Genomic DNA, 22,308 nt, shown 5'->3' on the forward strand with positions numbered 1-22,308 from the left:
AAAGACACGTTACAGGCAGAACAGAGGTCGTATGCAAGCATTACTCAGCGTCGCACCGGGCGGACCCGAAACACTGGAGCTGACCACCCTGCCCGACCCTCAACCTGGAAAAGGCCAACTTTTGGTTGCTGTTAAAGCTGCAGGTGTGAACTTTCCCGATACATTGATCATCCGGGACCTGTATCAGATTAAACCGCCACGACCCTTTGCTCCCGGTGGTGAGATCGCAGGCGAAGTGCTGGCATTGGGCGAAAACGTACCTGGATTTGAGGTCGGCGATCGCATTCTTGCCCTGACGGGGCATAATGGCTTTGCGACCCACGCGACGATCCGCGCGGACACTGCCATCAAAATACCTAAGAGCATGCCATATGAAGACGCCGCTTGTTTTATTTTCACCTATGGCACCTCCTATCACGCGCTTAAAGACAGGGCTGACCTAAAGACCGGCGAAACACTATTGGTGTTAGGCGCAGCCGGTGGTGTTGGATCTGCTGCCATTGAACTTGGCAAAGCCATGGGTGCCAAAGTGATCGCGGGCGTTTCATCGTCTGAAAAGGCCGCGTTTTGCCGCCAGATTGGAGCTGATGAGGTCATCATCTATCCGCATGATTTGGACAAAGACGCACAAAAGGCTTTTTCTGCCGAGGTTAAGAAAATCGCCGGACCCAATGGGGTGGATGTCGTTTATGACGCGGTTGGTGGTGCTCTGGCCGAACCATCCTTGCGCTGCATGGCGTGGAACGGGCGCTATCTTGTGGTTGGATTTCCGGCAGGCATTCCCAAAATCCCCCTAAATCTGCCTTTGCTGAAAGGATGCCAGATCGTGGGCGTCTTTTGGGGTGCGTCCGTTTTCCGCGACCCCAAGGGCCATGCTCGGAACATTGCAGATCTCTTTGCCCTTCATGCATCCGGGGCAATAAAACCCCGTATCAGTGCCCGGTTTCCCCTGGCACGCGCCTCTGAGGCGCTTGAGCAGATGTCACAGCGATCTGTGCTTGGAAAACTGGTCATAACGATGGAATGAGCTAAACCGAAAATACAGCTTTTGTACAAGTCTTGCACCAAAGCCGCAGGCGAAGCTTTGTTGTGTGAAGCCAGGTAGACAACCCGGCCGTTAGATGTCTATGAACCACTAATGGGGATTGTGAAGACATGCATAAAGTACTGGTATTAAACGGCCCAAACCTCAACTTGCTTGGCACGCGTCAGCCTGAGGTCTACGGCAGCACAACTTTGCATATGATCGAAGAACGTTGCGTGCAGCATGGCGCGTCTGTTGGGCTGGATGTCACGCATCTGCAATCCAACCACGAAGGTGTGTTGCTTGACGCAATCCATGCGGCGCGTGGCGTGCAATCAGGCCTTGTTCTGAACGCCGGTGCCTTTACACACACATCGATTGCATTGATGGACGCGATTGCCTCGGTCGAACTGCCGCTGGTTGAGGTACATCTTTCCAATATTCATGCTCGCGAACCGTTCCGGCACAAATCCTATATCGCGCCGGTTGCTCTGGGCCAGATCATTGGCTTCGGTGCGCAAGGCTACATTCTGGCTCTGGATGCACTGGCTGCGCATTTGAAAGCAGGTGGCGCGGCATGACACTCAAAGAATACCTGCGGTATGTCAGCTATACCAAGACCATGGAAGACCTGTGGGATGCCCATTGTCGTCAAATGGGCAAATTCGGGTTCGATCGCCTGATCTATGGATATACGGTCTACAGAACGGCGACGTCTTTGGGCGACCCCGAAGATTTTGTTATTCTGACCAATCACAAGCGCGCCTATGTGGACGGGTTCCTGAAGGGCGGCCTTTATTTTCATGCTCCCATGTTGAAATGGGCATTGGACAATGAAGGCGCTGCCAGTTGGAAAATGATTCAGGACATGAACGCCAGCGGAACTTTGACGAACGAAGAACGCAAAGTGTTCGAGTTCAACAAGTCCATGGGTGTTGTGGCTGGCTATACAGTCAGTTTCAACTCTGTCTCCATGCGGTCCAAAGGTGCAATCTCACTTTCTGCTCAAAACGGGATGAGCCAGGAAGAGATCGACGCCGTCTGGCAAGAGCATGGCGAGGACATTCTTTTGATGAACAACGTCGCCCATCTAAAAATTCTCACTTTGCCCTTCAACCCGCCAAACCGTGCTTTGACGAAAAGGCAGCGAGAAGCTTTGCAATGGGTTGGCGACGGCAAAACCACACAAGACATCGCGCTACTCATGGGGCTGACTTCTGCCACGGTGGAGAAGCACCTCCGACTCGCGCGCGAGGCATTGTCGGTCGAAACCACGGCACAAGCCGTTCTCAAGGCATCGCTACACAACCAGATGTTCATAATGGAAGCCTGACCGCTAGATTTTGACGCTATCCCGCGTCAGTTTACCCTAGGTAAGGAAATCACTACTTTTCAAATCCGGCGAAAAAGTTGCAAAGTGAGAGTGTTCCGTGAGTGGTGGCTTTAGCCAGGGAACATTCGATTGGATCTTTGCAATTTCAGAGCTCTCCGATCACTCTGACAAGGGGGCGCCTATTTGTCCGCGTACCTGTGTCGGAATTTTGGGGGGCCCCGACCATCCCCATCAAGCGGGGCCCTCCATATCATCCTCAGACGACAAAAAAGCACACGTTCAGCGCGTCTTAATTTGCGCGAACAAAAAAGGGCTACGCACAGCGTAACCCTTTCGTTTTGCAGGGATAAGGCCCCAAGCGGAGTCTTTCCAGATATCGTGCTTAGCCCTGAGCGGCCTTGGCAACTTCGGCTGCGAAATCTTCTTTTTCGACCACGATGCCTTCGCCAACTTCCAGACGGATAAAGCCAGTGATGGTTGCGCCCGCTTCTTTGGCCGCTGCTTCAACGGTCAGGTCAGGGTTCACAACGAACGACTGGTTCAGCAGGGTCGATTCGGCGACGAATTTCTTCATACGGCCTTCGATCATCTTCTCGATCACCTGCTCCGGCTTGCCGGATTCGCGGGCAATGTCCATCTGAACCTGCTTTTCTTTTTCGACAACAGCCGGATCCATGTCGGCCTCAGACAGAGCAGCAGGGTTCACAGCTGCGATGTGCATCGCAACCTGCTTGCCGATGGCTTCGTCGCCGCCCGACAGTGCAACCAGAACGCCGATTTTGCCCATGCCGTTGGTGGCCGCATTGTGGACGTAGGACACAACAGTGTCGCCCGACAGTTTGGACATACGGCGTACCGACATGTTTTCGCCGATGGTGGCGATCTTGTCGGTGATGGTGTCTGCAACGGATTTTCCGCCCAGATCAGCAACCAGCAGAGCTTCGACATTGTCGACGCCTTCAGCAGCGTAGGTGATCTTGCCAACCATTTCCTGGAACTCAGCGTTCTTCGCAACGAAGTCGGTTTCCGAGTTCACTTCGACAGCAACACCGTTGCCACCGTTTACGTGAACTGCAACCAGACCTTCTGCTGCGGTACGGCCCGATTTCTTGGCCGCTTTGGCCAGGCCCTTGGTGCGCAGCCAGTCAACGGCTTCGTCCATGTTGCCGCCGGTTTCGGTCAGCGCTTTTTTTGCGTCCATCATGCCTGCGCCGGTCGAGTCGCGCAGTTCTTTAACCATTGCTGCTGTGATTGCCATCTTTTGGCTCTCCTCAATTCAAACGGAATTGGGGCAGGTCTACCCTGCCCCATATGTCAATTACGTGACGGGCAGCTTACGCTTCAGCAGGTGTTTCTGCTTCGGCAGGCGCTTCTTCTGCAACGGCTTCTTCAACCGGTGCTTCTTCGAATGCACCCAGGTCAACGCCTGCAGCACCCATCTGAGCAGTCATGCCGTCCAGAGCGGCACGTGCGGCCAGGTCGCAATACAGCGAGATTGCGCGCGCTGCGTCGTCGTTGCCGGGGATGATGTAGTCAACACCATCAGGCGAGCAGTTGGTGTCGACAACAGCCACAACCGGGATACCCAGCTTGTTGGCTTCGGCGATGGCCAGTGCTTCTTTTTTGACGTCGATGACGAACAGCAGGTCAGGAACGCCGCCCATCTCACGGATACCGCCTAGCGAAGCTTGCAGCTTGGCCTGGTCACGTTCCATTCCCAGACGCTCTTTCTTGGTCAGGCCTTCGGCGCCCGATTCCATGGCTTCGTCGATCTGGTTCAGACGGTTGATCGACTGGGAAACGGTTTTCCAGTTGGTCAGCGTACCGCCCAGCCAGCGGTGGTTCATGTAGTACTGAGCCGACTTTTCAGCCGCTTCAGCGATCGGGCCAGCGGCCTGACGCTTGGTGCCAACAAACAGAACGCGGCCACCTTTGGCAACGGTGTCACGAACAGCCTGTAGAGCCTGGTCCAGCATCGGAACGGTCTGGGTTAGGTCCATGATGTGGATGCCATTGCGCGAGCCGTAGATGAACGGGCCCATGCGGGGATTCCAACGCTGTGTCTGGTGACCAAAGTGAACGCCAGCTTCCAGCAGCTGACGCATGGAGAACTCGGGAAGAGCCATGCTATTATCCTTTTCCGGTTTACGCCTGGGCGGGGGTGAAAGAAGCGGATGCTCCAACCGGCGGTCTTGATGAGGATGTCTCCCTCAAAAAGCCCAAACCCCGCCTGCGGGTTTGAATGGCGCGTATACGGCAGGTTTTGATGCAGTGCAAGGGCCAATCGCCCTTATTTTTCAAGTAAAGCCAAAGCATGGGCGTGCCTGACCGCCTCTTCGCAATGTGCCGCCAGTGCCTTTCGGTTTTCAAAATCACTGACCCTTGCCGGAGCGTGATAAATCAACTCAACAGAACCCTGCCTGCGCGCCCCAAGTGTCTTGAGTAAATGTGGGCCGAACTCCATATCGCCCCACCAGCCGTAGAACCGTTTGGGTTGCCCTTTGGGCGTATGAAAAACAACCGAAACCGGTTGGATATACATGAAGTCGCGCAACTCATCTGCGAAGAACGCAGCGAAAAGCGTTGTTTTGAATGGTAAAACACGCAAACCGTCTGTCGAAGTGCCTTCGGGAAAGAACAGCAGCTTGTGGCCCGCTTTCAGGCGGGTCTCGAACAGTTTGGTCTGTTCTTTGGCTTTTGCTCGGTCCCGCTGGATGAAGACGGTCCCGGTGGCGCGGGCCAACCATCCGATTCCGGGCCATTTCGCGACTTCGGCCTTGGATACAAAATAGACCCTCTTTCGCGCGTTCAGGGCAAAAATGTCCAACCAAGAGGTATGATTGGCCACCACCGCCCCCTGCTCTTGCATCAACACGCCAGAGGTTCGGAATCCCATGCCAAGAATGCGAAATGCGTTACGGCACACAAATTGCGTGATGAAGGGCGTGACGGGTCTGCGCACCCCGCACAACGGATACTCAACCATTCGTACGGCCAAAAGCACGATCAAGCCACCAAAGACCAGAACGGCCAGAGGCAGTCCTCGAAGGATTACCAGCAGCCAACCAATCACTCCAAGGTCGATCAGATCGGGTTCATCCTCACTGTTCCAAAGCGGATCGTTCACAGATGTCAGGCCCCGCTGTAGATACGGCGCTGTCGGTCGTTCATACGCGCAGTGTCGAGGATCAGGCACACATCGGTGGTGTTGAATTTGTTATCGATAAAGGCGCCCTCGCCCACGAAACCGCCAAGTCTCAGGTAAGCTTTGATCAAAGCAGGCACCTGAACCATGGCCGCCCGCCTGTCCAACGCGTCCTTAGCGACCAGATCCATGGATTGAAAAACGTCAGGCTGCGCGCGCACCCGCAATTCGGTCGGGGCCAGATGGTTGTGATGCAACATGGACAAAGGTTGCGCCAGCGTTGTGACATCCGTGCCGTGAAAGCTTGCGACCCCGAACAGCACTTCGATCTCACGTTCCGTGACATAGGCCGCCAGCCCGTTCCAAAGATGATACATGGCGGTGCCACCACGATAGTCGGGATGCACACAGGACCGGCCCAGTTCCAGCAACTTGCGGCCACTGTTTTTCAAAACCGTCAGATCATATTCATCTTCTGAATAGAATTGGCCCACCTCTGCTGCACGTTCACCCGGTAACATCCTGTAGACGCCAATGATTTCGTCAGTGCCGTCGTCATAGGCCAACATGTGATCGAAATAGGGGTCAAACCGGTCTCTCTCTAACCCCGCCTCGTGATCCACCAAATCGCCACCACCACCGAGTTCACGCACAAAGACGTCATAACGCAGACGTTGCGCAGCCTGCAGCTCTGCCTCGGTTTCGGCCAGCTTGACGGTAAAGGATGGGCCTGTATCCGGCATAATGATGCGTCCGTTTTTCTTTTCGCAGCTGATACCGCAGTTGGCCAATCGAAGGCAACAACTGGCGGTTTGGTCAGAGTTGTTAACCTTTCCTAAACCAGTTTCACGGATCAAAGACCGGCATCAGGGCGATGCGCGTTCCGTCGATTACCACTTTCCCCTGCTCGCGAAAGTTCACGGTGATCTTGCCTGCGATGTTGGATTGAACCTGTCCAACGCCCCATTCGGGAAAATCCGGGTGGCGGACAAACATGCCCGGTGCAAGAATGGCATTCATGTCTGTCATGCGGGGCTCCTGAATCCGGCGGCAGTTACAGCAGGAGGTACGCATGGGCGCTTCGGACGTCAACCTGGCCGAGTTGATCGGCTCTCGGATCTGCCATGATCTGATCAGCCCGATCGGGGCCATCACCAACGGGCTTGAGCTGTTGGATATGGTTGGCGCTGTTCAAGGCCCCGAGATGGAGCTGATCTCGGGCAGTGTTGGCAGTGCGGGCGCGCGTATTCGCTTTTTCCGCGTAGCCTTTGGTTCCGCCAGCGACCAACCGCTCGGGCGGGCCGAAATCACCGAACTTCTGAATGACGTCGAACGTGCCGGGCGTGTGCGGGTCAACTGGAACCTGACCGAGCCTGTTCCGCGCAATCAGGTCAAATTGGCCTTTTTGGCATTGATGTGCTGCGAAAGCGCTATGCCTCTGGGGGGCACCGTCGACGTCACAAGTCAAGGCGCGAACTGGATTGTGACCGGTTCCGCCGACAAGCTGAATGTGGACAGCGACTTGTGGAAACACGTGGTCACAGAACGTTTCCCTAACAAACTGACACCCGCGCAGGTACAGTTTGCCTTGTTGCCGGAAACAGCCAAGACGATGGGGCGTCGCGTCGCGGCAGAAACCACCGCAACGCGCGTTTCGCTCAGGTTCTAAGCCCGGGTCGTTCCGTCCCCACGAACCAGATACTTGAAACTGGTCAGTTGCGCCGCACCCACCGGGCCGCGCGCGTGCATCTTGCCTGTGGCGATCCCGATTTCCGCGCCCATACCGAACTCACCGCCATCTGCAAACTGGGTGGAGGCATTGTGCATCAGGATAGCACTGTCGAGACGTTCAAAGAATCGGGCTGCTGCCGCATCGTCTTCGGTCATGATGCAATCGGTGTGGTTGGACCCGAATTTCCGGATATGGGCAATCGCTGCGTCAATATCCTCAACGGGTTTCGCAGCAATCACACTATCAAGGAATTCCTTTCCCCAATCCTCTGACGTTGCGGCCTGTGCACCTTCGACTGCCAAAGCACCTTCGGCGTGAACCTCGACACCTGCGGCCAGCAGGGCCTCGATCACACTGCGCCCCAGTGTTTCAACAACGTCTTGATGGATCAGCAAACATTCGGCGGCTCCGCAGATGCCTGTGCGGCGGGTCTTTGCGTTCAGCACGACATCCAGCGTCTTTTGCGGATCAGCAGCTTTGTCGATGTAAATATGAACAATGCCTTCGAGGTGAGCGAAGACCGGCACACGGGCCTCGCGCTGCACCAGCCCTACCAGCCCCTTGCCACCGCGCGGAACGATGACGTCGACATAATCGGTCAGGGTCAGCAATTCCTGCACTGCTGCGCGATCTCGTGTGGGTACCAATTGAATTGCATCCTCGGGCAGGTTGGCCGCTTTCAAACCTTCGACCAGGCATTCATGAATTGCAGCTGAAGAATGAAAACTCTCGGACCCACCGCGCAAGATGACAGCATTGCCGGACTTCAGACACAGCGCACCGGCATCAGCGGTCACGTTGGGCCGGCTTTCATAGATCACGCCAATGACGCCCAAAGGCGTACGGACCCGCTGAATCATCAATCCAGTGGGGCGCTCCCATTCAGCCAGAACCTCACCCACCGGGTCCGCCTGATCAGCCACGGTGCGCAGCCCGTCGACCATGCCCTGAATGCGGGTCTCATCCAGCATCAGCCGATCCATCATCGCCGGGCTCAGGCCCTTGCCACGGCCAAACTCCAGGTCTTTTTGGTTCGCTTCGATGATCTGTTCACGATTGGCCCAAACCGCATCCGCAGCGGCAATCAATGCAGCGTGTTTACGCTCGGCGCTTGCAAACGCCAGATCACGCGAGGCCTCTTTGGCGCGTTTCCCAAGATCGGCCATCAGAGCGGGAATGCTGTCGAAGTCTTTCATATCGCGTGCCTTTCAGGTCGTCTTTTACAGTGTTTACAGGGCCAGATCATCCCGGTGGATCAAGGCTGCGCGGCCAGGGTAGCCCAGCGTTGCCTCAATTTCAGAAGACTTGCGCCCCTTGATCGCGTCCGCTTCTTGCGCGGTGTATCGGCTGATGCCCTGAGCCAGTCGCCGTGCTTTGGCGTCAAGAACGGCGACAGGATCGCCGCGCCCGAAATCGCCAGTCACCTCGACTATACCCGCAGGTAGCAAGCTTTTGCCATTGGCCAGAGCATTGGCGGCCCCATCATCCACGGTGATCTCTCCGCGTGGTTTCATCGCAGAGATCCAACGTTTGCGGGCGGCGTGCGGGTCCAGCGTGGCCGTAAACCACGTTGAATTCGCGCCGTTTTCCAGCGATTTCAGCGGGTTCAACACCGAACCTTCGGTAATTGCCATCGCGCAGCCACCAGCCGTGGCCATCTTGGCAGCCAGAAGTTTTGTCTTCATCCCACCTTTGGACAGGCCCGAACCCGCATCACCCGCCATGGCCTCAATCTCGGGTGTGATCCGATCAATGGTCTCGAACCGGGTGGCTGCGGCGTCCTCGTTCGGATTACCGGAATAGAACCCATCCACATCGGACAGCAGGATCAGTTGATCGGCCCCGACCGTTACAGCAATCTGCGCGGCCAGACGATCATTGTCACCATATCGGATTTCATCCGTGGCAACCGTGTCGTTTTCGTTCACAATCGGGACAACCCCAAGACCCAACAAAGTTTCCAGCGTGGCCCGTGAATTCAAATATCGGCGGCGGTCCTCGCTGTCTTCAAGCGTCACCAGCACCTGTGCCGTCGTTATCTGATGCGGAGTCAAAGCTTCTTCATAGGCCCGTGCCAGACGGATCTGTCCCACTGCGGCGGCGGCTTGTGATCTCTCCAAAGGCAAAGCAGCCATCGGCAACCGCAATACACCGCGGCCCAACGCGATTGACCCGGAAGAGACCAAAATGACATCTGTCCCCTGCCCCTTAAGCCAGGCCACGTCCTGTGCCAACGAGGTCAACCAGTCCGACCGAAGCAAACCGGTGTCGCGATCCACCAGCAAAGCGGATCCGATTTTCACCACCAGACGGCGGGCAGAGGTCAGGGCTGCCAAGGCTGCGCCTCCTCAGCGGGTTTATGGCGCACGCGATTGTCGTCGATCTGCGCCCGCAACGCGCGCAGAACCTCGGTCACACCCAGATGGGCCACGCCTGACATGGTCATGACGGAGCCGCCCACGGCTTCCTCCAGTTCAGCTTTGGTCAATTCCCGCTCTTCGTCATCCAGAGCGTCGATCTTGTTCAGAACGGTGATCCGAGGTTTTTCAGCAAGTTCACCGCCATAGGCTTCAAGCTCGTGAATAATTGTCCGGTAATCTTCGGCAACAGACTCAGAGGTGCCATCAACCAGATGCAACAGCACGGCACAGCGTTCAACGTGGCCAAGGAACCGGTCCCCGATGCCGCGCCCTTCATGCGCGCCTTCGATCAGGCCGGGAATATCGGCAACTACGAATTCAACGTTGTCGACTCCCACGACGCCCAGATTAGGGTGCAGCGTGGTGAAGGGATAATCCGCAATCTTAGGGCGAGCGTTTGATGTGGCTGCCAGAAAAGTAGACTTGCCCGCATTGGGCATACCCAGCAATCCCACGTCCGCAATCAGCTTAAGCCGCAGCCAGATGGTACGGTCGATCCCCGCCTGCCCCGGATTGGCCCGGCGCGGTGCCTGATTGGTAGCGGACTTGAAGTGCAGGTTTCCAAACCCGCCGTTGCCGCCCTTGGCCAGCAGCACGCGCTGTCCTACCTCAGTCAGATCGCAGATGATGGTTTCTTCGTCTTCATCCAGAATTTCAGTACCAACGGGCACGCGCAGAACGATATCGTCTCCATCCTTACCGGTACGCTGCTGGCCCCGGCCCGGCTGGCCGTTCTTGGCAAAGAAATGCTGCTGATAGCGAAAGTCGATCAGGGTGTTCAACCCGTCCACAACTTCGGCCCAGACAGACCCGCCTTTGCCGCCGTCCCCACCATCGGGACCGCCGTATTCAATGTATTTTTCGCGCCGGAAGCTGACGCAACCGCTACCGCCGGCCCCGGACCGGATGTAGACCTTTGCAAGATCGAGAAATTTCATGGTCTGTCCCCTACTGCAAAGGCCCCATCGGCCACAAGTCAGAGTTTTTTACTGTAAGTCCAAGTGGGCACATTCGCATCACGCGCCACCGAATAGCTTTCCGCGTCACCCAGATACTGGAACCCGCAATGGGTAAGCACCCGCGCCGAGGCGGGGTTGTCCTGAAACACACTGGCAAACATGGTCGCGTTCTGCAGAGGGTTGGCATTGACCAATGCTTCAACGGCCAAAGATGCAATGCCCGTGTTCCAATAAATCGGCGCAACCCAATATCCGACCTCGGACTGATTCCGATCCAGTCGTTTCAGTGTGATCAGGCCGATCAGTTCCGGGCCGCCGTCCTTGATTGCATCCATCACCCAGACATCTTCGTCCCGGTCTTCTGCCATCGAACGGGTGACAAAAGCCTCGGTCGAGCCGGGCGCCAGCGGATGCGCGATGCTTGTGGTCATGCGTGCCACGCGCTCATCCCCCGCATAGTGCTCGATCAGTCCCATGTCCGAACGGCGCAGCGGGCGCAGATCGAACCGCTCGGTTTCTATGACCGGCTGATTTATTATTGCTTCAAGCTTCATTGGTGTGTTCCTCCTCCGAACAACACAAAAAGGACGGACGCAACCGTAAGCCCGGCCAACGTCCACATTAGATATTTTTCCGCAGGGCGACCTTCAACCGCATGAGCAATTCTATCGCCTGCGAAGGTCCAGATCGGGTGCAAAACAACCTGGCAGATGAACAAACAAAGAGCGATCGTGAACGTTGCGTCCAAACTGGACGTGCCAGCCGCGACGAAACCGGTAAACCCGGCAATGATCATGGCCCAGGCTTTGGGGTTCAGCGGATGCACGATTAGTCCGGCCCAGAAACCTGGTACCGAACCACCTGCCCCATCACGCGACAATCGAAGATTGGCGATCTTCCAAGCCAACCAGCACACATAACCAGCAGAGGCGTATTTCAGCGCAGAAAACACAAATGGCGCTTGTTCCGCAATTTGCATGAGGCCGAAGCCTACCGGCCAGACAATCAACTGCTTGCCCAGAACAACACCCGCAACAAACGGCAGAGCCGCCCGGAAGCCATAGCGCGCACCTGTTCCCAGCAGGACCATATTGGCCGGTCCCGGCGTGCCAACCTGCGAGGCGGCAAAGATCAGGAAGCTGGTGGTTGCGACGGTCATCGGCTCTTTGGATCACGACTGTGTTAAAACGAAAAAGGGACCGGCATTTTCTGCCGGTCCCCCATGAATTTTTTATTAACCTTCTGGGTCTCGGCTTACTCTGCGGCCTCCGCCACTGGCAGGACCGAAATGAAGGTGCGGTTTTTGAGTCCCTTGTGGAACTTCACGGCGCCATCGGTGGTTGCAAAGATGGTGTGATCTTTGCCCATGCCTACGCCTTCGCCCGGCCAGAACTTGGTGCCGCGCTGACGTACGATGATGTTGCCTGCGATGGCTGCCTGGCCACCGTACAGTTTCACGCCAAGGCGGCGACCAGCTGAGTCGCGACCGTTACGGGAGGAACCGCCAGCTTTTTTATGTGCCATTCTCTCTCTCCTTAGCCCTGAGCCAGCTCTTTGGCTTGCTCAACCCATTCGGGTTTCACTTTGATGGTGTCGATAGCAGCAATCTGCTCGTCCGACAAGGCGGCCAGAGCGGCAAAGCTCTCGATACCGGCTTCAACCAGCTTTTTGGCAGCGGCAGGACCGACACCGTTCAGCTTGGTCAGATCGTCAGCGGCAGCAGCAGCGGCGGGTGCCTCTGCTTTGGCTTCTGCTTTCTTGGCAGGCTTTGCAGCAGGTGCTGCTTCGCCAGCCGGAGCTGATCCGGTTGCAGCTTTGATGCCCGACTTGTCAGCGCCCGACGACAGGATGTCGGTGATCTTGACCAGTGTCAGCTTCTGACGGTGGCCAACGGTACGCTTCGAGCTGTGCTTACGACGGCGCTTGACGAATTTGATGACCTTGTCACCTTTGATCTGTTCGATCACTTCGGCCTGTACGCCTGCGCCTTCAACGAAAGGTGCACCAACAACCGGCGCGTCACCGCCCAGCATCAGAACATCGTTGAATTGAACTTTTTCACCTGCGTCGGCAGCCAGTTTTTCAACGCGGAGGATATCGCCCGCCTGAACCTTGTACTGCTTGCCGCCAGTCTTGAGGACCGCAAACATGCGTCTTTCCTTTTCATACCCGCGTTCTGTGGTCCCCTTTCGGGCGTTTCTGGCTTAAGCCACCTCGAACAGCGCGCCCTTTTCGGGCTGTGTGACAGACCCTTTCGATGTATCTTAAGGGTCAAATAATAACGAGACCCGGCGCGGATGACCGGCCGGGATGCGCGCTTATCCATAGATTGCAGAAGAAAGTCAACACCAAACCAGCCTCAAAGGTCAGACGCCCTGAGAGCACGGGCAACCGCTTGTCCCAACTGATAGGAAATATCGTTGAACATACGATCAAACCCATCAAACAACGCGTCGTTCAGCGCTTGTCCGGTCTCCGTTCTGGAAAAAGCTATATTCTCTCGCATTTGCGCCTCGTCCAACGGGCGATATGCCAGCAGCAGAAAGGCATAAAGCCACGCTTCGGTGTCCGCGGTCCTGCTGTCCTTCTGCGACAAAAGCTCTGCCAGTAAGTCCTGAGTGTCTGCTCGTGAATCCACATCCAGGCCGCGAAAGAAGTTATAATCTGACGTCAAGGACCCCTGAACGTTCTTCTCAACCAGATTGTTCGCTTCGATATATTCCTCAACCAAAGCAAATCGCGTTGTTGTGCGTGCGGTTTCTTCAAACGCGTCGCGCGCCATATCTTCGATTGTCGGATCCGACATCGCCTGACGGGCCGAGTTTTCAAGTGTTACGATCGTTTGACCCAGATCACTCTCAAAAAACACAATGGCCTGATCAAGCTGCGCATCCGACATACCTGTCTCGAACGCTTCAGTCAGGTGATCTTGCATCCACATGGGATCATAGATGTCGTTGACCTGAGCTTCAAAGAGCGCCCCACCAGTGTTGCTCAGCATGGTTTCATCCAGGTTTTTCCGGTGTTCTTGCCCTTCTTGAATCAGTATCTCCATCACGTCGGGCAGGTGCATGGCCTGAGCCAACCGGTCTATCTTTTCGTTCGCCAACGCGGGCGACGCCAAAAGTACAAGGACCAGAACCTGAGCGAACCGCTGCATCAAATATCCTGTGCGGGATGCAATTCTGCCATCCGCGAGGCAAGAACCTCGAACCGTCGGGCCATGATTTCGAATTGTATAACGTTCAGAAGTTCATAAACTTCCTGCATCAAAGGCTGTTCCAACGCATCGACATAGGCGTTCACGTCCTCGTCCGAGAAATCCTTGTACGTGTAAGCCGCGCCTGCAAGGCTGGACAATTGAAGCGATTGACGCAGAGCGGGCTCGTTTCTTTTCAAAAGCTCTCGCAAATCTTCTGCATCCATTTGCAATTCGATGACGCCGGATGCGCTGGCGGCCAGCAGGAAGCGAAACTGTATCTCCTGCCAAGCCCGAAGCGCTGTATCGGTCGAATCGATGGCCGCACTCATTCGCTTGAAACTTTCGACCCTTTGTGACCCTTCTTTGATCAGATCCGAGATGATCTGCTGGCCTTCAAATTGCTTGGCTTCGTTATCCGCGTTCATATGAGACGCATTTTCAACTTCGACCAAACGCTGCCCCAGGTCGGACGCGTAGAACTCAACTGCGTGCGCTAAAGCTTCTTCGCTCAGCGTTTCCTCAAGAATGGAAACCGCCGTTTGATGCATAGCTTCGACGTCAAATACCTCATCCGTCAGGCGCGCCCAGTCCGAGCCGAACCCGTCCGGGTCGATGCCCAGCATTTGCGGTGCGGACCGAGAACTCAGCGCGATGCTTTCCAGCGCGACATCAAATCCGGTTGTGGTAAGAAACGCTTCGATCCGTTCCCGGTTGGCCGCAAACAAAGGAGCAGCAGCCATAAAAAACGCCAATAGCGGCGCCAAAAACAGAAAAGCAAAGCGGTGTGCAGGCTGTGTCATAGTATTCAGAGTAGGCGTTTTCCGTCCGCTGGCAATGGAAAAACCCGGCTTTGTCAAATTCTGGAATTTTCTGCTTGCACCCCCGCCCGTTCCTCACTAAATCCCCCCCTCACAGACCCCCGCGGAGAGGTGCCGGAGTGGTCGAACGGGGCGGTCTCGAAAACCGTTGTGGGTGCAAGCCCACCCAGGGTTCGAATCCCTGTCTCTCCGCCATTATCCAAATTGGCTATATTAACCGGGCGCAGCGAATACTTGCCCTGTCGCGCGACATCAATGGCGGATCGCAGCGCAGTCCTGAAGGGTATGTCCCGAAAGCAGCGTGATCTTGCCGGGTTCGATACGCCCGATCAGCACAGCCCGGCTCAAACCTCTGTTTTGCCGAGACTTCACAAGATTTCCCCTTTGTCATTGCGTTAGTTTTGGATCATCCCAGCGACACAAATTCCAAAGGAGATTCACATGTCGCGTACTCTAATTTTGATCATTGTCCTCGCCGCAATCGGCGTTGGCGGATATTATTACCTAAACCAACCGGAACCAACTCCGGCTGAACGTTTGCAGTCAGCAGCCGAAGACGCCAGTGACGCATTGGCCGATGCTGCCACTGCGGCACAAGACGCCGCCTCCGATGCGGTTGACGCCGCCACAGAGCAAGCCTCGGAAGCGGCTTCATCCTTGACTGAACAGGCATCCGAGGCGGCATCTTCTGTTGCCGATCAGGCATCAGAAGCCGCGCAACAAGCAAGCGATCAGGTCGCTGCTCTGACTGGACAAGGGCAAGAGCTGCTGAACTCCTGGATCGCGGAAGGCAAGTTGAACCCTGCCAATTTCGACTATGACGGCATCATGACATCGCTGGAAGAAAGCACATTGGCAGCGGACCTGAAGGAACAAGCGATCAAGATCGTGAATGACATCAAAGCATCACCTGAAACCATCGCTCAGAAAATCCAGGAACTAACCAACCTGCTGACCCAACAGTAAAATACTTGGGGCCGCCCTTATGGTAAGTCCCACCCATTGGGGGCATCTTGGATGCCCCCACGTTACTTCGGCATTGAATTGACGCCCAAAGCGGCTTTTGATTGGCTCATTCTGACGCCCTACCCGCGCCATGCCTTCTTGAACATTTGTTTCGATACGGCGCGTGTCACTCCAGTTTAGTCAAGGATGACCACATGACAGATTTGCCGCACACCATGTTTGCCACCATTTTGAAGCATGACGGATATTCCGGCACATCCAGCGGACCGGTGATCGCGGATGCAGCCGAATGGCTTGAGCCAGCAGAAATGCCTGTACCACAGCCCGGTTCGGGACAAGTTCTGATCAAACTGCGCACCGCATCCGTCAATCCATCCGACCTGCATTTCATCAAGGGTGAGTATGGCCAACCCCGAGTAAAGGGATCCCCAGCCGGTTTCGAAGGGTGCGGTGATGTTGTGGCCACCGGCAAAGGTGCCGAAGCCCTGCAAGATCAGCGCGTGGCCTTTGTCGCTGCCGGGTCCGGGGCGTGGGCTGAATATGTCGTTACGCAGATGCAGATGTGTATCCCCCTGAGGCCGGATATTTCAGACGACGACGGGGCCGCGCAAATCGTCAATCCGCTGACCGCGATGGCGATGGTGGACATGGCCAAGGCCGAAGGCGATGCGTTTGTTGTGTCTGCTGCAACCAGCCAGCTGGGTAAGCTTATGTGCAGCCTTGGCCGCGATCTCGGGCTGAAACCCATAGCGCTCGTGCGGCGCGCTGAGACTGTTGAAACGTTGAAGAGCCTCGGCGCTGCCGAAGTCCTGGTGACAACGGATTCAGATGTTGTTGAGCAATTTGCCGGACTGAGCACGTCCATGAAGCCACGCGTGTTTCTTGACGCCGTGACTGACCAGCTTTCGGAGCAGTTGTTCTGTACCATGCCAAACCGTGCACGCTGGATCACCTATGGCAAGCTTTCGACCGAAGCGCCGACGCTCACTCAAACCGGCCAATTGATCTTTATGGGCAAGCGGATCGAAGGGTTTTGGCTGACGCAATGGATGATGTCGACGCCACCAGCGGATCAGATGCGGGTGGTGGCCGAGGTTCAGGCGCGTTTTGCAGACGGGCGCTGGAAAACAGATGTTTCTGAACACCTTACACTCAAAGATCTGGTGCCAAATTTAGCCAATGCGCTGAAAAAGAGTGACGGAAAGGTGATAATCACGCCATAGTAAAAGAACCCCACGCACCCCGAAGACTTGCGTGAGGCTGACGGCACCTGTTGCTCGTTAGAGGGAGGACAGTTTGGATAACGCACAGCTGCTGATCAGCGGACTGGCGAATGGCTGCGTCTATGGCCTGATCGCACTTGGCTTTGTTCTGATCTACAAGGCGACCGAAGCGGTGAATTTCGCGCAGGGTGATTTCATGATGCTGGGGGCCTTTGTGACCATCGGTCTGACAAATACCGAGTATATGGGCCTGCCCTTCTGGATGGCCCTGCCGATCTCACTGGGGATTATGGGTGCCTTAGGCTATCTGTTGGATCGACTGATCATCCGTCGATTGTTCGGTGAAAGCCAGACCGCCGTCGTCATCCTGACCATTGCTTTGGGGTTCGTGATCCGCTTTGTTGCGGGGTTGATCTGGGGGCATGAACCGCAAACGCTGCAAAACCCGCTGGCCGGTAAAGAGGTCCGTTTTGGCGGTCTGGTACTGGGGATGGAGGATGTGGCGGTAATTGTTGTCACGATCCTTCTGACCGGGGCGCTCTATGTCTTCTTCAGCCGCACAAAACTGGGCCTTGCGATGCAGGGCGCGTCGCAAAACCAATTGGCAGCCTACTACATGGGCATTCCGGTCAAACGCGTTCAGGGCTTTATCTGGGCACTGGCCGGGGTCGTTGCCGGGATCGCCGGTATCCTGTTTGCCGCCAAGGGCGCGGTGGATCCAACCACAGGCTTGCTGGGCATCAAGGCCTTTGCAGCAGCGGTCATTGGCGGCTTTGGCAGTCTACCGGGCGCATTGGCCGGAGGGCTGATCGTCGGTGTGATTGAACCCTTTGCCAGCCGCTATATTGCCGCGGGTTACAGCCAGGTTGCCCCCTATGCTTTACTGCTGGCCGTGCTGATTTTCCGGCCCAACGGGCTGTTCAGTCAGGTTCGGGTCAAAAAGGTTTGACTCATGCGGATTGTGTTCAAAACCAACTACATGCAGGACATCCGGCCTTGGAAAGACCGGTATCAACTGTGTCTTTATCTGATCCTTCTGGCCGTCGTTGCAGCGGCCCCATGGTGGCTGGACGCATTCTATCTGGGCGAACTGACAAACGTTCTGATCTGGGCCATTGCTGGGCTGGGCCTGATGATCCTGACCGGACATACCGGGCAAGTCAGTCTGGGACATGCCGCTTTTCTGGCTTTTGGCTGCTATGCCAACGTTGCACTGATCGAAGCAGGGGTTCCCTTTCTAATCGCCTTCCCGCTGGCCGGAATTCTAACGGGCGTCGCGGGTGTGACAGTCGCCATCCCTGCCCTGCGGCTGCACGGTATCTATCTGGCCATCTTCACCATGGCCCTTTCGATCCTGATGGATGACATCATAGTCCTCTCCGAACCCATCACCGGGGGCGTCGCGGGGAAATATATCGGCGGGGTCGAGATCTTTGGCCATTTGGTAGACCGCTGGGGTACGCCGGATCTGTTCTTCTGGTTGGTTCTGACCGTTGCTGTCCTTGTGACGTTGGGCTATATCAACCTGCTGCGCGCGCCTTTAGGGCGCAGCTTTATTGCAGTTCGCGACTCAGAGGTGTCGGCACAGGCAATGGGCATCGACATTGCGCGCACCAAAATGATCTCATTCGCCTTGTCCTGCGCCGTGACGGGCTGGGCCGGAGCACTGATGGGGCTATTTGCCGGAGCCTTCAACAATGAAACATTCAGTGTTCTGATCTCAATCCAATTGCTGATGATGATCGTGATCGGCGGTCTCGGGTCAATCCACGGAGCATTTCTGGGCGCGATCGTGATCGGGTTCCTGCCTCAGTTCCTGTCAATCTCCAAAGAATATGCCGGAGCTTTGTTCGGCGGCAACACCGTCGCCATTCCGGGCCTTGAATTCGGCATTTTTGGTATGATCCTGATCGCCTTCATCCTGTTCGAACCCATGGGGCTTTATGGCCGCTGGCTGAAGATCCGCACCTGGTTCGAGCTGTTCCCCTTCTACCGCAAGGACATGTTCAAACGGCAAAAATCTTATCTGAAGACGGAGCGTCTAAGATGAGCCTACTGGAGTTTGAAAACGTTACCCTGAAGTTCGGTGGCCTTACTGCGGTCGATAACCTGTCGTTCGAAGTGCTGGAGGGCGAGGTTTTTGCCATCGTCGGCCCCAATGGTGCTGGCAAATCGACCGTATTCAACCTGATCTCGCGGTTCTACGAGCCCTATGCCGGGTCGATCCGATTCGACGGCCATGATCTGCTGCGTGTCAAACCCTCGGGCGTTGCTGCTTTTGGCGTGGCGCGGACGTTTCAGAACATCGAACTGTTCGAGCATGCAACCGTTTTGCAAAACCTTCTGGTTGGGCGGCATCGGCATCGACAAACAAATCTGCTGTCTGAACTGTTGTTCCTTCCGTCTGCCCGACGGCAGGAAATCGAAAACCGCGAGAAGGTTGAAGAGATCATCGATTTCCTCGATCTTCAGGCCTATCGCGACAAGATGATCGCAGGGCTGCCCTACGGCGTGCGAAAAGTGGTTGAGGTCGCGCGCGCTTTGGCAACTGATCCCAAACTGCTGCTGTTGGACGAACCCGCCTCGGGCCTGTCGGTTGAAGAAACCAGTGACATGCGGTGGTGGATCGATGACATCCGGCGTCAGATGGGCATCACGGTTTTGATGGTTGAACATGACATGGGCCTGGTCTCGGGCGTGTCAGATCGGGTTTTGGCCATGGCCGACGGCGCTGAACTGGCGCTGGGCTCTCCGGCACAAGTGCAGGCTCACCCGGCCGTTATCGAAGCGTATCTGGGGAAAGCTTCATGACTGAGCCGATCCTGAGAATACGCAATGTCGAAAGCTTTTATGGCCCCATCATGGCCATTCGCGGGGTGTCATTGGATGTGCACGAGGGGCAGATCGTGTCGATCCTCGGGGCCAATGGCGCGGGAAAGACGACGCTGATGAAAACCGTCTCGGGTGTGATGGACCCGGAAAAGGGACAAATTACCTTTGATGGTGAAGACATTCAGGGGGCAGAACCACATAAGGTCGTGCAACGCGGGATCGTGCATATTCCCGAAGGGCGCGAGGTCTTTCCCCTTCTGACTGTTGATGAAAACCTCAGCCTTGGTGCCTATTCCCGCAAGGACAAAGGCCAGATCGAACAGGATCGAGAGCTGGTCTTCAGTTACTTCCCGGTTCTCAAAGACCGCCGCGGGCAAGAGGCTGGCACCCTGTCAGGCGGTCAGCAGCAAATGTTGGCCATCGGGCGTGGGCTGATGGCCCGTCCTCGCATCATGTTGCTGGATGAGCCATCACTGGGCCTGTCGCCGATGCTGGTGCAAGAGATTTTCGAGATCCTCAAACGCCTCAACCAAGAACAGCAGATGACCATGATGCTGGTCGAACAGAACGCCCATGCGGCACTGGATCTGGCCCATCATGGCTATGTGATGGAGGTTGGACGCATCGTCATGGACGGTAGCGCCGAGGCTCTGTTGAAGTCCGAGGACATCCAGAACTTCTATCTAGGTGTGCGCGAAGACGGCGCGCGGGAAAACCGGCGCTGGAAACGGAAAAAGACGTGGAGGTAAGACGGATGGATGCCAGCCCCCTGCCCCCGCAGACCACAATCAACGGCGTGCGCTTTAACGCAACAACAGGGCAAAGGCCGCTGCGGGTGGACGGCTGCATCACCATCAGTGAGCTGTTTCAACACCGCTGCGCTGAGCTGGGCGAACGCACCGCGCATCGGGAAAAAGATCTAGGCATCTGGAGATCCTATTCCTGGGCAGATTACTGGCAACACGCCAAATGGATTGGTTTGGCGCTACGGAAACTGGGGCTGGAGCGTGGCGATGTGGTCTCGATCCTCTCCGAAGACCGCAAGGAATGGGCGTGGTTCGACATGGGTATTCAGGGCGTCGGGGGCATAGCCTCGGGCGTTTACACCACCGATTCAGCCAGTCAGTTGCAATACCTGATCAATGACAGTGGCAGCAAATTCCTGATTGTCGAAGACGAAGAGCATCTGGACAAGTTTCTGGAAATCGAATCCGAAGTTCCGGACCTGATCAAGGTTATCATTCTGGAACACGAAGGTCTGCACGACCTCAAACACCCGCGCTGCATGATGATCGAAGACCTTTACGCTCTTGGCCAAGAGGCAGACGCAGCCGATCCCCGGCGGTTTGAGGCCGAAATCGCGCTGGCGAAACCGCAGGATACAGCGCTGCTTGTCTATACCTCTGGCACCACGGGACAGCCTAAGGGCGCGATGCTGAGCCACGAGAATATCCTTGCCGCAATCGAATTCGGCGCGCGGGCCTTGCCGGTTCTGGCCAGTGATGAGCAGCTTTGCTTCCTGCCGCTGTGTCATATTCTGGAACGGGACGTGTCGGTCTATTTCCCGCTTGCGGCCCGATGCACTGTGAATTTCGCGGAAAGCCCGGAAACCGTATTTGCGAACCTGCAAGAGGTCTCACCCTCGACCTTCACGGCTGTGCCGCGCGTGTGGGAAAAGATTTATGCGCATGTGCAGATCCTGACGCAGGAGGGCACACCGTTGGGCCGGGCGGCCTTTGGGATGGCATTGAAAGCTGGCGCGCGCCGCGCCGAATACAGGGCGACAGGCAAACACGTTCCGATCGGTATCGCGGTGCAATTCTGGATATGGGATCAACTGGTTCTGAAAAACCTGCGCCGTATGCTGGGCATGGACAAACTGCGTCGCGGCGGCACCGGAGCTGCACCGATTTCGACTGACTTGCTGAAATGGTACTGGGCCATCGGAGTACCTTTGGTCGAAGGTTTTGGGATGACTGAAACCGCCGGGTTGGCCACGCTCAACACCGTTGAAAGCAACCGGATCGGCACCATCGGTCAAGTCGTAGAAGGCTGCGACATCCGTATCTCAGAAGATGGTGAAATCCAGCTGAAAGGCATGAACGTCTTTCAGGGGTATTGGCGCAACAATGCCAAGACGGCCGAGACGTTCACTGCCGATGGTTGGCTGCGCACGGGGGATATGGGGCATATCGACAAGGATGGCTTTGTCACCATCACCGGCCGCCTGAAAGACATCATCATCACCGCAGGTGGTAAGAACATCACCCCGGCCGAAATCGAAAGCCAGTTAAAGTTCAGCCACTATATTTCTGACGCGATCCTGATTGGTGACCGGCGAAAATACCTGACGGCCCTGATCATGATCGATCAGGAGAATGTCGAGAAATATGCACAGGACCGCAAAATTCCGTTTTCGAATTTCGCCTCACTCTGTGCCGCGCCCGAGATCCGCGATCTGATCGGCGCCGAAGTTGCAGCTGTAAATACCCAATTTGCACGGGTCGAACAGATCAAGGATTTCCGTCTGATCGACGTGCTTTTGACGGCTGAAGACGATGAACTGACCGCTACGATGAAGCTGAAACGGGGTTTGGTGGAAAAGAAACACGGACATCTGATTGAAGACATGTACAGTTAGACAAAGGAATTTC

25 protein-coding genes and 1 tRNA gene are annotated in these 22,308 nt (G+C 56.0%); 12 read left to right on the plus strand and 14 right to left on the minus strand.

From position 1 onward, the window contains the following. The first annotated feature begins 31 nt into the window (after positions 1–31). From GS636_RS01770 to GS636_RS01780, 3 genes are all read left to right on the plus strand, one after another. Complete coding sequence (locus tag GS636_RS01770) at positions 32–1,027, plus strand: NADPH:quinone oxidoreductase family protein (protein ID WP_171668239.1); 996 nt, start codon at positions 32–34, stop codon at positions 1,025–1,027. Positions 1,028–1,155: 128 nt separating this feature from the next. Continuing rightward, the gene (gene aroQ / locus GS636_RS01775; RefSeq protein ID WP_171668240.1) at positions 1,156–1,605 is read left to right on the plus strand and encodes a type II 3-dehydroquinate dehydratase; all 450 of its coding nucleotides are present in this window, start codon (positions 1,156–1,158) and stop codon (positions 1,603–1,605) included. Next, positions 1,602–2,357: an autoinducer binding domain-containing protein gene (locus tag GS636_RS01780; protein WP_171668241.1), complete on the plus strand. Its 756-nt coding sequence runs from the start codon at positions 1,602–1,604 to the stop codon at positions 2,355–2,357. Before aroQ ends, GS636_RS01780 begins: the two co-directional genes overlap by 4 nt. A gap of 382 nt (positions 2,358–2,739) precedes the next feature. Here the strand turns inward: GS636_RS01780 and tsf are convergent, their stop codons facing one another. From tsf to GS636_RS01805, 5 genes are all read right to left on the minus strand, one after another. Next, positions 2,740–3,615, minus strand: a complete 876-nt coding sequence (tsf, locus tag GS636_RS01785; protein ID WP_171668242.1) for a translation elongation factor Ts — start codon at positions 3,613–3,615, stop codon at positions 2,740–2,742. Positions 3,616–3,691: 76 nt separating this feature from the next. Continuing rightward, on the minus strand, positions 3,692–4,483 hold the full coding sequence (gene rpsB, locus GS636_RS01790; RefSeq protein WP_171090068.1) for a 30S ribosomal protein S2: 792 nt from the start codon (positions 4,481–4,483) through the stop codon (positions 3,692–3,694). A gap of 164 nt (positions 4,484–4,647) precedes the next feature. Continuing rightward, positions 4,648–5,484 (minus strand): 1-acyl-sn-glycerol-3-phosphate acyltransferase, encoded by an 837-nt coding sequence (locus GS636_RS01795; protein WP_171668243.1) that lies wholly within the window; start codon positions 5,482–5,484, stop codon positions 4,648–4,650. Between the two features lie 5 nt (positions 5,485–5,489). Further along, entirely contained in the window at positions 5,490–6,245 is a 756-nt protein-coding gene (locus GS636_RS01800; protein WP_171668244.1) for a GNAT family N-acetyltransferase, read from the minus strand. 103 nt (positions 6,246–6,348) lie between these two features. Further along, positions 6,349–6,531: a DUF3553 domain-containing protein gene (locus GS636_RS01805; protein WP_050602459.1), complete on the minus strand. Its 183-nt coding sequence runs from the start codon at positions 6,529–6,531 to the stop codon at positions 6,349–6,351. 43 nt (positions 6,532–6,574) lie between these two features. Here GS636_RS01805 and GS636_RS01810 point away from each other — a divergent pair, with 43 nt between their 5' ends. Continuing rightward, entirely contained in the window at positions 6,575–7,171 is a 597-nt protein-coding gene (locus GS636_RS01810; RefSeq protein ID WP_171668245.1) for a histidine phosphotransferase family protein, read from the plus strand. Here the strand turns inward: GS636_RS01810 and GS636_RS01815 are convergent. The 9 genes from GS636_RS01815 to GS636_RS01855 all read right to left on the minus strand — a co-directional run bounded on the left by GS636_RS01815 (position 7,168) and on the right by GS636_RS01855 (position 14,555). After that, on the minus strand, positions 7,168–8,430 hold the full coding sequence (locus GS636_RS01815) for a glutamate-5-semialdehyde dehydrogenase (RefSeq protein ID WP_171668246.1): 1,263 nt from the start codon (positions 8,428–8,430) through the stop codon (positions 7,168–7,170). The genes GS636_RS01810 and GS636_RS01815 overlap by 4 nt on opposite strands. A gap of 33 nt (positions 8,431–8,463) precedes the next feature. Further along, positions 8,464–9,570: a glutamate 5-kinase gene (gene proB / locus GS636_RS01820; RefSeq protein ID WP_171668247.1), complete on the minus strand. Its 1,107-nt coding sequence runs from the start codon at positions 9,568–9,570 to the stop codon at positions 8,464–8,466. Next, complete coding sequence (obgE, locus tag GS636_RS01825; protein ID WP_171668248.1) at positions 9,558–10,592, minus strand: GTPase ObgE; 1,035 nt, start codon at positions 10,590–10,592, stop codon at positions 9,558–9,560. The genes proB and obgE overlap by 13 nt, the downstream gene beginning before the upstream one ends. 38 nt (positions 10,593–10,630) lie before the next feature. After that, entirely contained in the window at positions 10,631–11,167 is a 537-nt protein-coding gene (locus GS636_RS01830) for a GNAT family N-acetyltransferase (protein ID WP_171090081.1), read from the minus strand. Next, complete coding sequence (locus GS636_RS01835; protein WP_171668249.1) at positions 11,164–11,772, minus strand: LysE family translocator; 609 nt, start codon at positions 11,770–11,772, stop codon at positions 11,164–11,166. The genes GS636_RS01830 and GS636_RS01835 overlap by 4 nt, the downstream gene beginning before the upstream one ends. Before the next feature lie 95 nt (positions 11,773–11,867). Then, on the minus strand, positions 11,868–12,137 hold the full coding sequence (gene rpmA, locus GS636_RS01840; protein ID WP_039535512.1) for a 50S ribosomal protein L27: 270 nt from the start codon (positions 12,135–12,137) through the stop codon (positions 11,868–11,870). Between the two features lie 11 nt (positions 12,138–12,148). Beyond that, positions 12,149–12,763 carry a 50S ribosomal protein L21 gene (locus tag GS636_RS01845; RefSeq protein WP_171183244.1) on the minus strand — a complete coding sequence of 205 codons (615 nt, stop codon included), beginning with the start codon at positions 12,761–12,763 and terminating at the stop codon, positions 12,149–12,151. Positions 12,764–12,972: 209 nt separating this feature from the next. Beyond that, entirely contained in the window at positions 12,973–13,773 is an 801-nt protein-coding gene (locus tag GS636_RS01850; RefSeq protein WP_171668250.1) for a DUF2059 domain-containing protein, read from the minus strand. Further along, on the minus strand, positions 13,773–14,555 hold the full coding sequence (locus tag GS636_RS01855) for a DUF2059 domain-containing protein (protein WP_253762614.1): 783 nt from the start codon (positions 14,553–14,555) through the stop codon (positions 13,773–13,775). Before GS636_RS01855 ends, GS636_RS01850 begins: the two co-directional genes overlap by 1 nt. 183 nt (positions 14,556–14,738) lie before the next feature. Between GS636_RS01855 and GS636_RS01860 the strand changes: the two genes are divergently transcribed. The 8 genes from GS636_RS01860 (at position 14,739) to GS636_RS01895 (ending at position 22,295) form a co-directional block, all read left to right on the plus strand. Then, positions 14,739–14,828, plus strand: a tRNA-Ser gene (locus GS636_RS01860). 246 nt (positions 14,829–15,074) lie between these two features. After that, positions 15,075–15,599, plus strand: a complete 525-nt coding sequence (locus GS636_RS01865) for a hypothetical protein (protein WP_171090091.1) — start codon at positions 15,075–15,077, stop codon at positions 15,597–15,599. Between the two features lie 194 nt (positions 15,600–15,793). Further along, the gene (locus GS636_RS01870; protein WP_171668252.1) at positions 15,794–16,822 is read left to right on the plus strand and encodes an alcohol dehydrogenase catalytic domain-containing protein; all 1,029 of its coding nucleotides are present in this window, start codon (positions 15,794–15,796) and stop codon (positions 16,820–16,822) included. 73 nt (positions 16,823–16,895) lie between these two features. Next, the gene (locus GS636_RS01875; RefSeq protein ID WP_171090095.1) at positions 16,896–17,771 is read left to right on the plus strand and encodes a branched-chain amino acid ABC transporter permease; all 876 of its coding nucleotides are present in this window, start codon (positions 16,896–16,898) and stop codon (positions 17,769–17,771) included. 3 nt (positions 17,772–17,774) lie between these two features. Further along, the gene (locus GS636_RS01880) at positions 17,775–18,872 is read left to right on the plus strand and encodes a branched-chain amino acid ABC transporter permease (protein ID WP_171668253.1); all 1,098 of its coding nucleotides are present in this window, start codon (positions 17,775–17,777) and stop codon (positions 18,870–18,872) included. Then, positions 18,869–19,633: an ABC transporter ATP-binding protein gene (locus tag GS636_RS01885; RefSeq protein ID WP_171668254.1), complete on the plus strand. Its 765-nt coding sequence runs from the start codon at positions 18,869–18,871 to the stop codon at positions 19,631–19,633. The genes GS636_RS01880 and GS636_RS01885 overlap by 4 nt, the downstream gene beginning before the upstream one ends. Further along, positions 19,630–20,403, plus strand: a complete 774-nt coding sequence (locus tag GS636_RS01890) for an ABC transporter ATP-binding protein (protein ID WP_171668255.1) — start codon at positions 19,630–19,632, stop codon at positions 20,401–20,403. Before GS636_RS01885 ends, GS636_RS01890 begins: the two co-directional genes overlap by 4 nt. A gap of 5 nt (positions 20,404–20,408) precedes the next feature. Then, the gene (locus GS636_RS01895) at positions 20,409–22,295 is read left to right on the plus strand and encodes a long-chain fatty acid--CoA ligase (RefSeq protein WP_171668256.1); all 1,887 of its coding nucleotides are present in this window, start codon (positions 20,409–20,411) and stop codon (positions 22,293–22,295) included. Positions 22,296–22,308: the final 13 nt, after the last annotated feature.

The sequence above is a fragment of the Ruegeria sp. HKCCD4884 genome (assembly GCF_013110855.1).
Taxonomy (GTDB): domain Bacteria; phylum Pseudomonadota; class Alphaproteobacteria; order Rhodobacterales; family Rhodobacteraceae; genus Ruegeria.

Excerpts from the sequence above, each read along its gene's own strand:
- GS636_RS01770 (WP_171668239.1), top strand. The coding sequence starts at position 32 with ATGCAAGCATTACTCAGCGTCGCACCGGGCGGACCCGAAACACTGGAG.
- aroQ (WP_171668240.1), top strand. The coding sequence starts at position 1,156 with ATGCATAAAGTACTGGTATTAAACGGCCCAAACCTCAACTTGCTTGGC.
- GS636_RS01780 (WP_171668241.1), top strand. The coding sequence starts at position 1,602 with ATGACACTCAAAGAATACCTGCGGTATGTCAGCTATACCAAGACCATG.
- tsf (WP_171668242.1), bottom strand. The coding sequence starts at position 3,615 with ATGGCAATCACAGCAGCAATGGTTAAAGAACTGCGCGACTCGACCGGC.
- rpsB (WP_171090068.1), bottom strand. The coding sequence starts at position 4,483 with ATGGCTCTTCCCGAGTTCTCCATGCGTCAGCTGCTGGAAGCTGGCGTT.
- GS636_RS01800 (WP_171668244.1), bottom strand. The coding sequence starts at position 6,245 with ATGCCGGATACAGGCCCATCCTTTACCGTCAAGCTGGCCGAAACCGAG.
- GS636_RS01805 (WP_050602459.1), bottom strand. The coding sequence starts at position 6,531 with ATGACAGACATGAATGCCATTCTTGCACCGGGCATGTTTGTCCGCCAC.
- GS636_RS01810 (WP_171668245.1), top strand. The coding sequence starts at position 6,575 with ATGGGCGCTTCGGACGTCAACCTGGCCGAGTTGATCGGCTCTCGGATC.
- GS636_RS01815 (WP_171668246.1), bottom strand. The coding sequence starts at position 8,430 with ATGAAAGACTTCGACAGCATTCCCGCTCTGATGGCCGATCTTGGGAAA.
- obgE (WP_171668248.1), bottom strand. The coding sequence starts at position 10,592 with ATGAAATTTCTCGATCTTGCAAAGGTCTACATCCGGTCCGGGGCCGGC.
- GS636_RS01830 (WP_171090081.1), bottom strand. The coding sequence starts at position 11,167 with ATGAAGCTTGAAGCAATAATAAATCAGCCGGTCATAGAAACCGAGCGG.
- GS636_RS01835 (WP_171668249.1), bottom strand. The coding sequence starts at position 11,772 with ATGACCGTCGCAACCACCAGCTTCCTGATCTTTGCCGCCTCGCAGGTT.
- rpmA (WP_039535512.1), bottom strand. The coding sequence starts at position 12,137 with ATGGCACATAAAAAAGCTGGCGGTTCCTCCCGTAACGGTCGCGACTCA.
- GS636_RS01845 (WP_171183244.1), bottom strand. The coding sequence starts at position 12,763 with ATGTTTGCGGTCCTCAAGACTGGCGGCAAGCAGTACAAGGTTCAGGCG.
- GS636_RS01850 (WP_171668250.1), bottom strand. The coding sequence starts at position 13,773 with ATGCAGCGGTTCGCTCAGGTTCTGGTCCTTGTACTTTTGGCGTCGCCC.
- GS636_RS01855 (WP_253762614.1), bottom strand. The coding sequence starts at position 14,555 with ATGGCTGCTGCTCCTTTGTTTGCGGCCAACCGGGAACGGATCGAAGCG.
- GS636_RS01865 (WP_171090091.1), top strand. The coding sequence starts at position 15,075 with ATGTCGCGTACTCTAATTTTGATCATTGTCCTCGCCGCAATCGGCGTT.
- GS636_RS01870 (WP_171668252.1), top strand. The coding sequence starts at position 15,794 with ATGACAGATTTGCCGCACACCATGTTTGCCACCATTTTGAAGCATGAC.
- GS636_RS01880 (WP_171668253.1), top strand. The coding sequence starts at position 17,775 with ATGCGGATTGTGTTCAAAACCAACTACATGCAGGACATCCGGCCTTGG.
- GS636_RS01885 (WP_171668254.1), top strand. The coding sequence starts at position 18,869 with ATGAGCCTACTGGAGTTTGAAAACGTTACCCTGAAGTTCGGTGGCCTT.
- GS636_RS01890 (WP_171668255.1), top strand. The coding sequence starts at position 19,630 with ATGACTGAGCCGATCCTGAGAATACGCAATGTCGAAAGCTTTTATGGC.
- GS636_RS01895 (WP_171668256.1), top strand. The coding sequence starts at position 20,409 with ATGGATGCCAGCCCCCTGCCCCCGCAGACCACAATCAACGGCGTGCGC.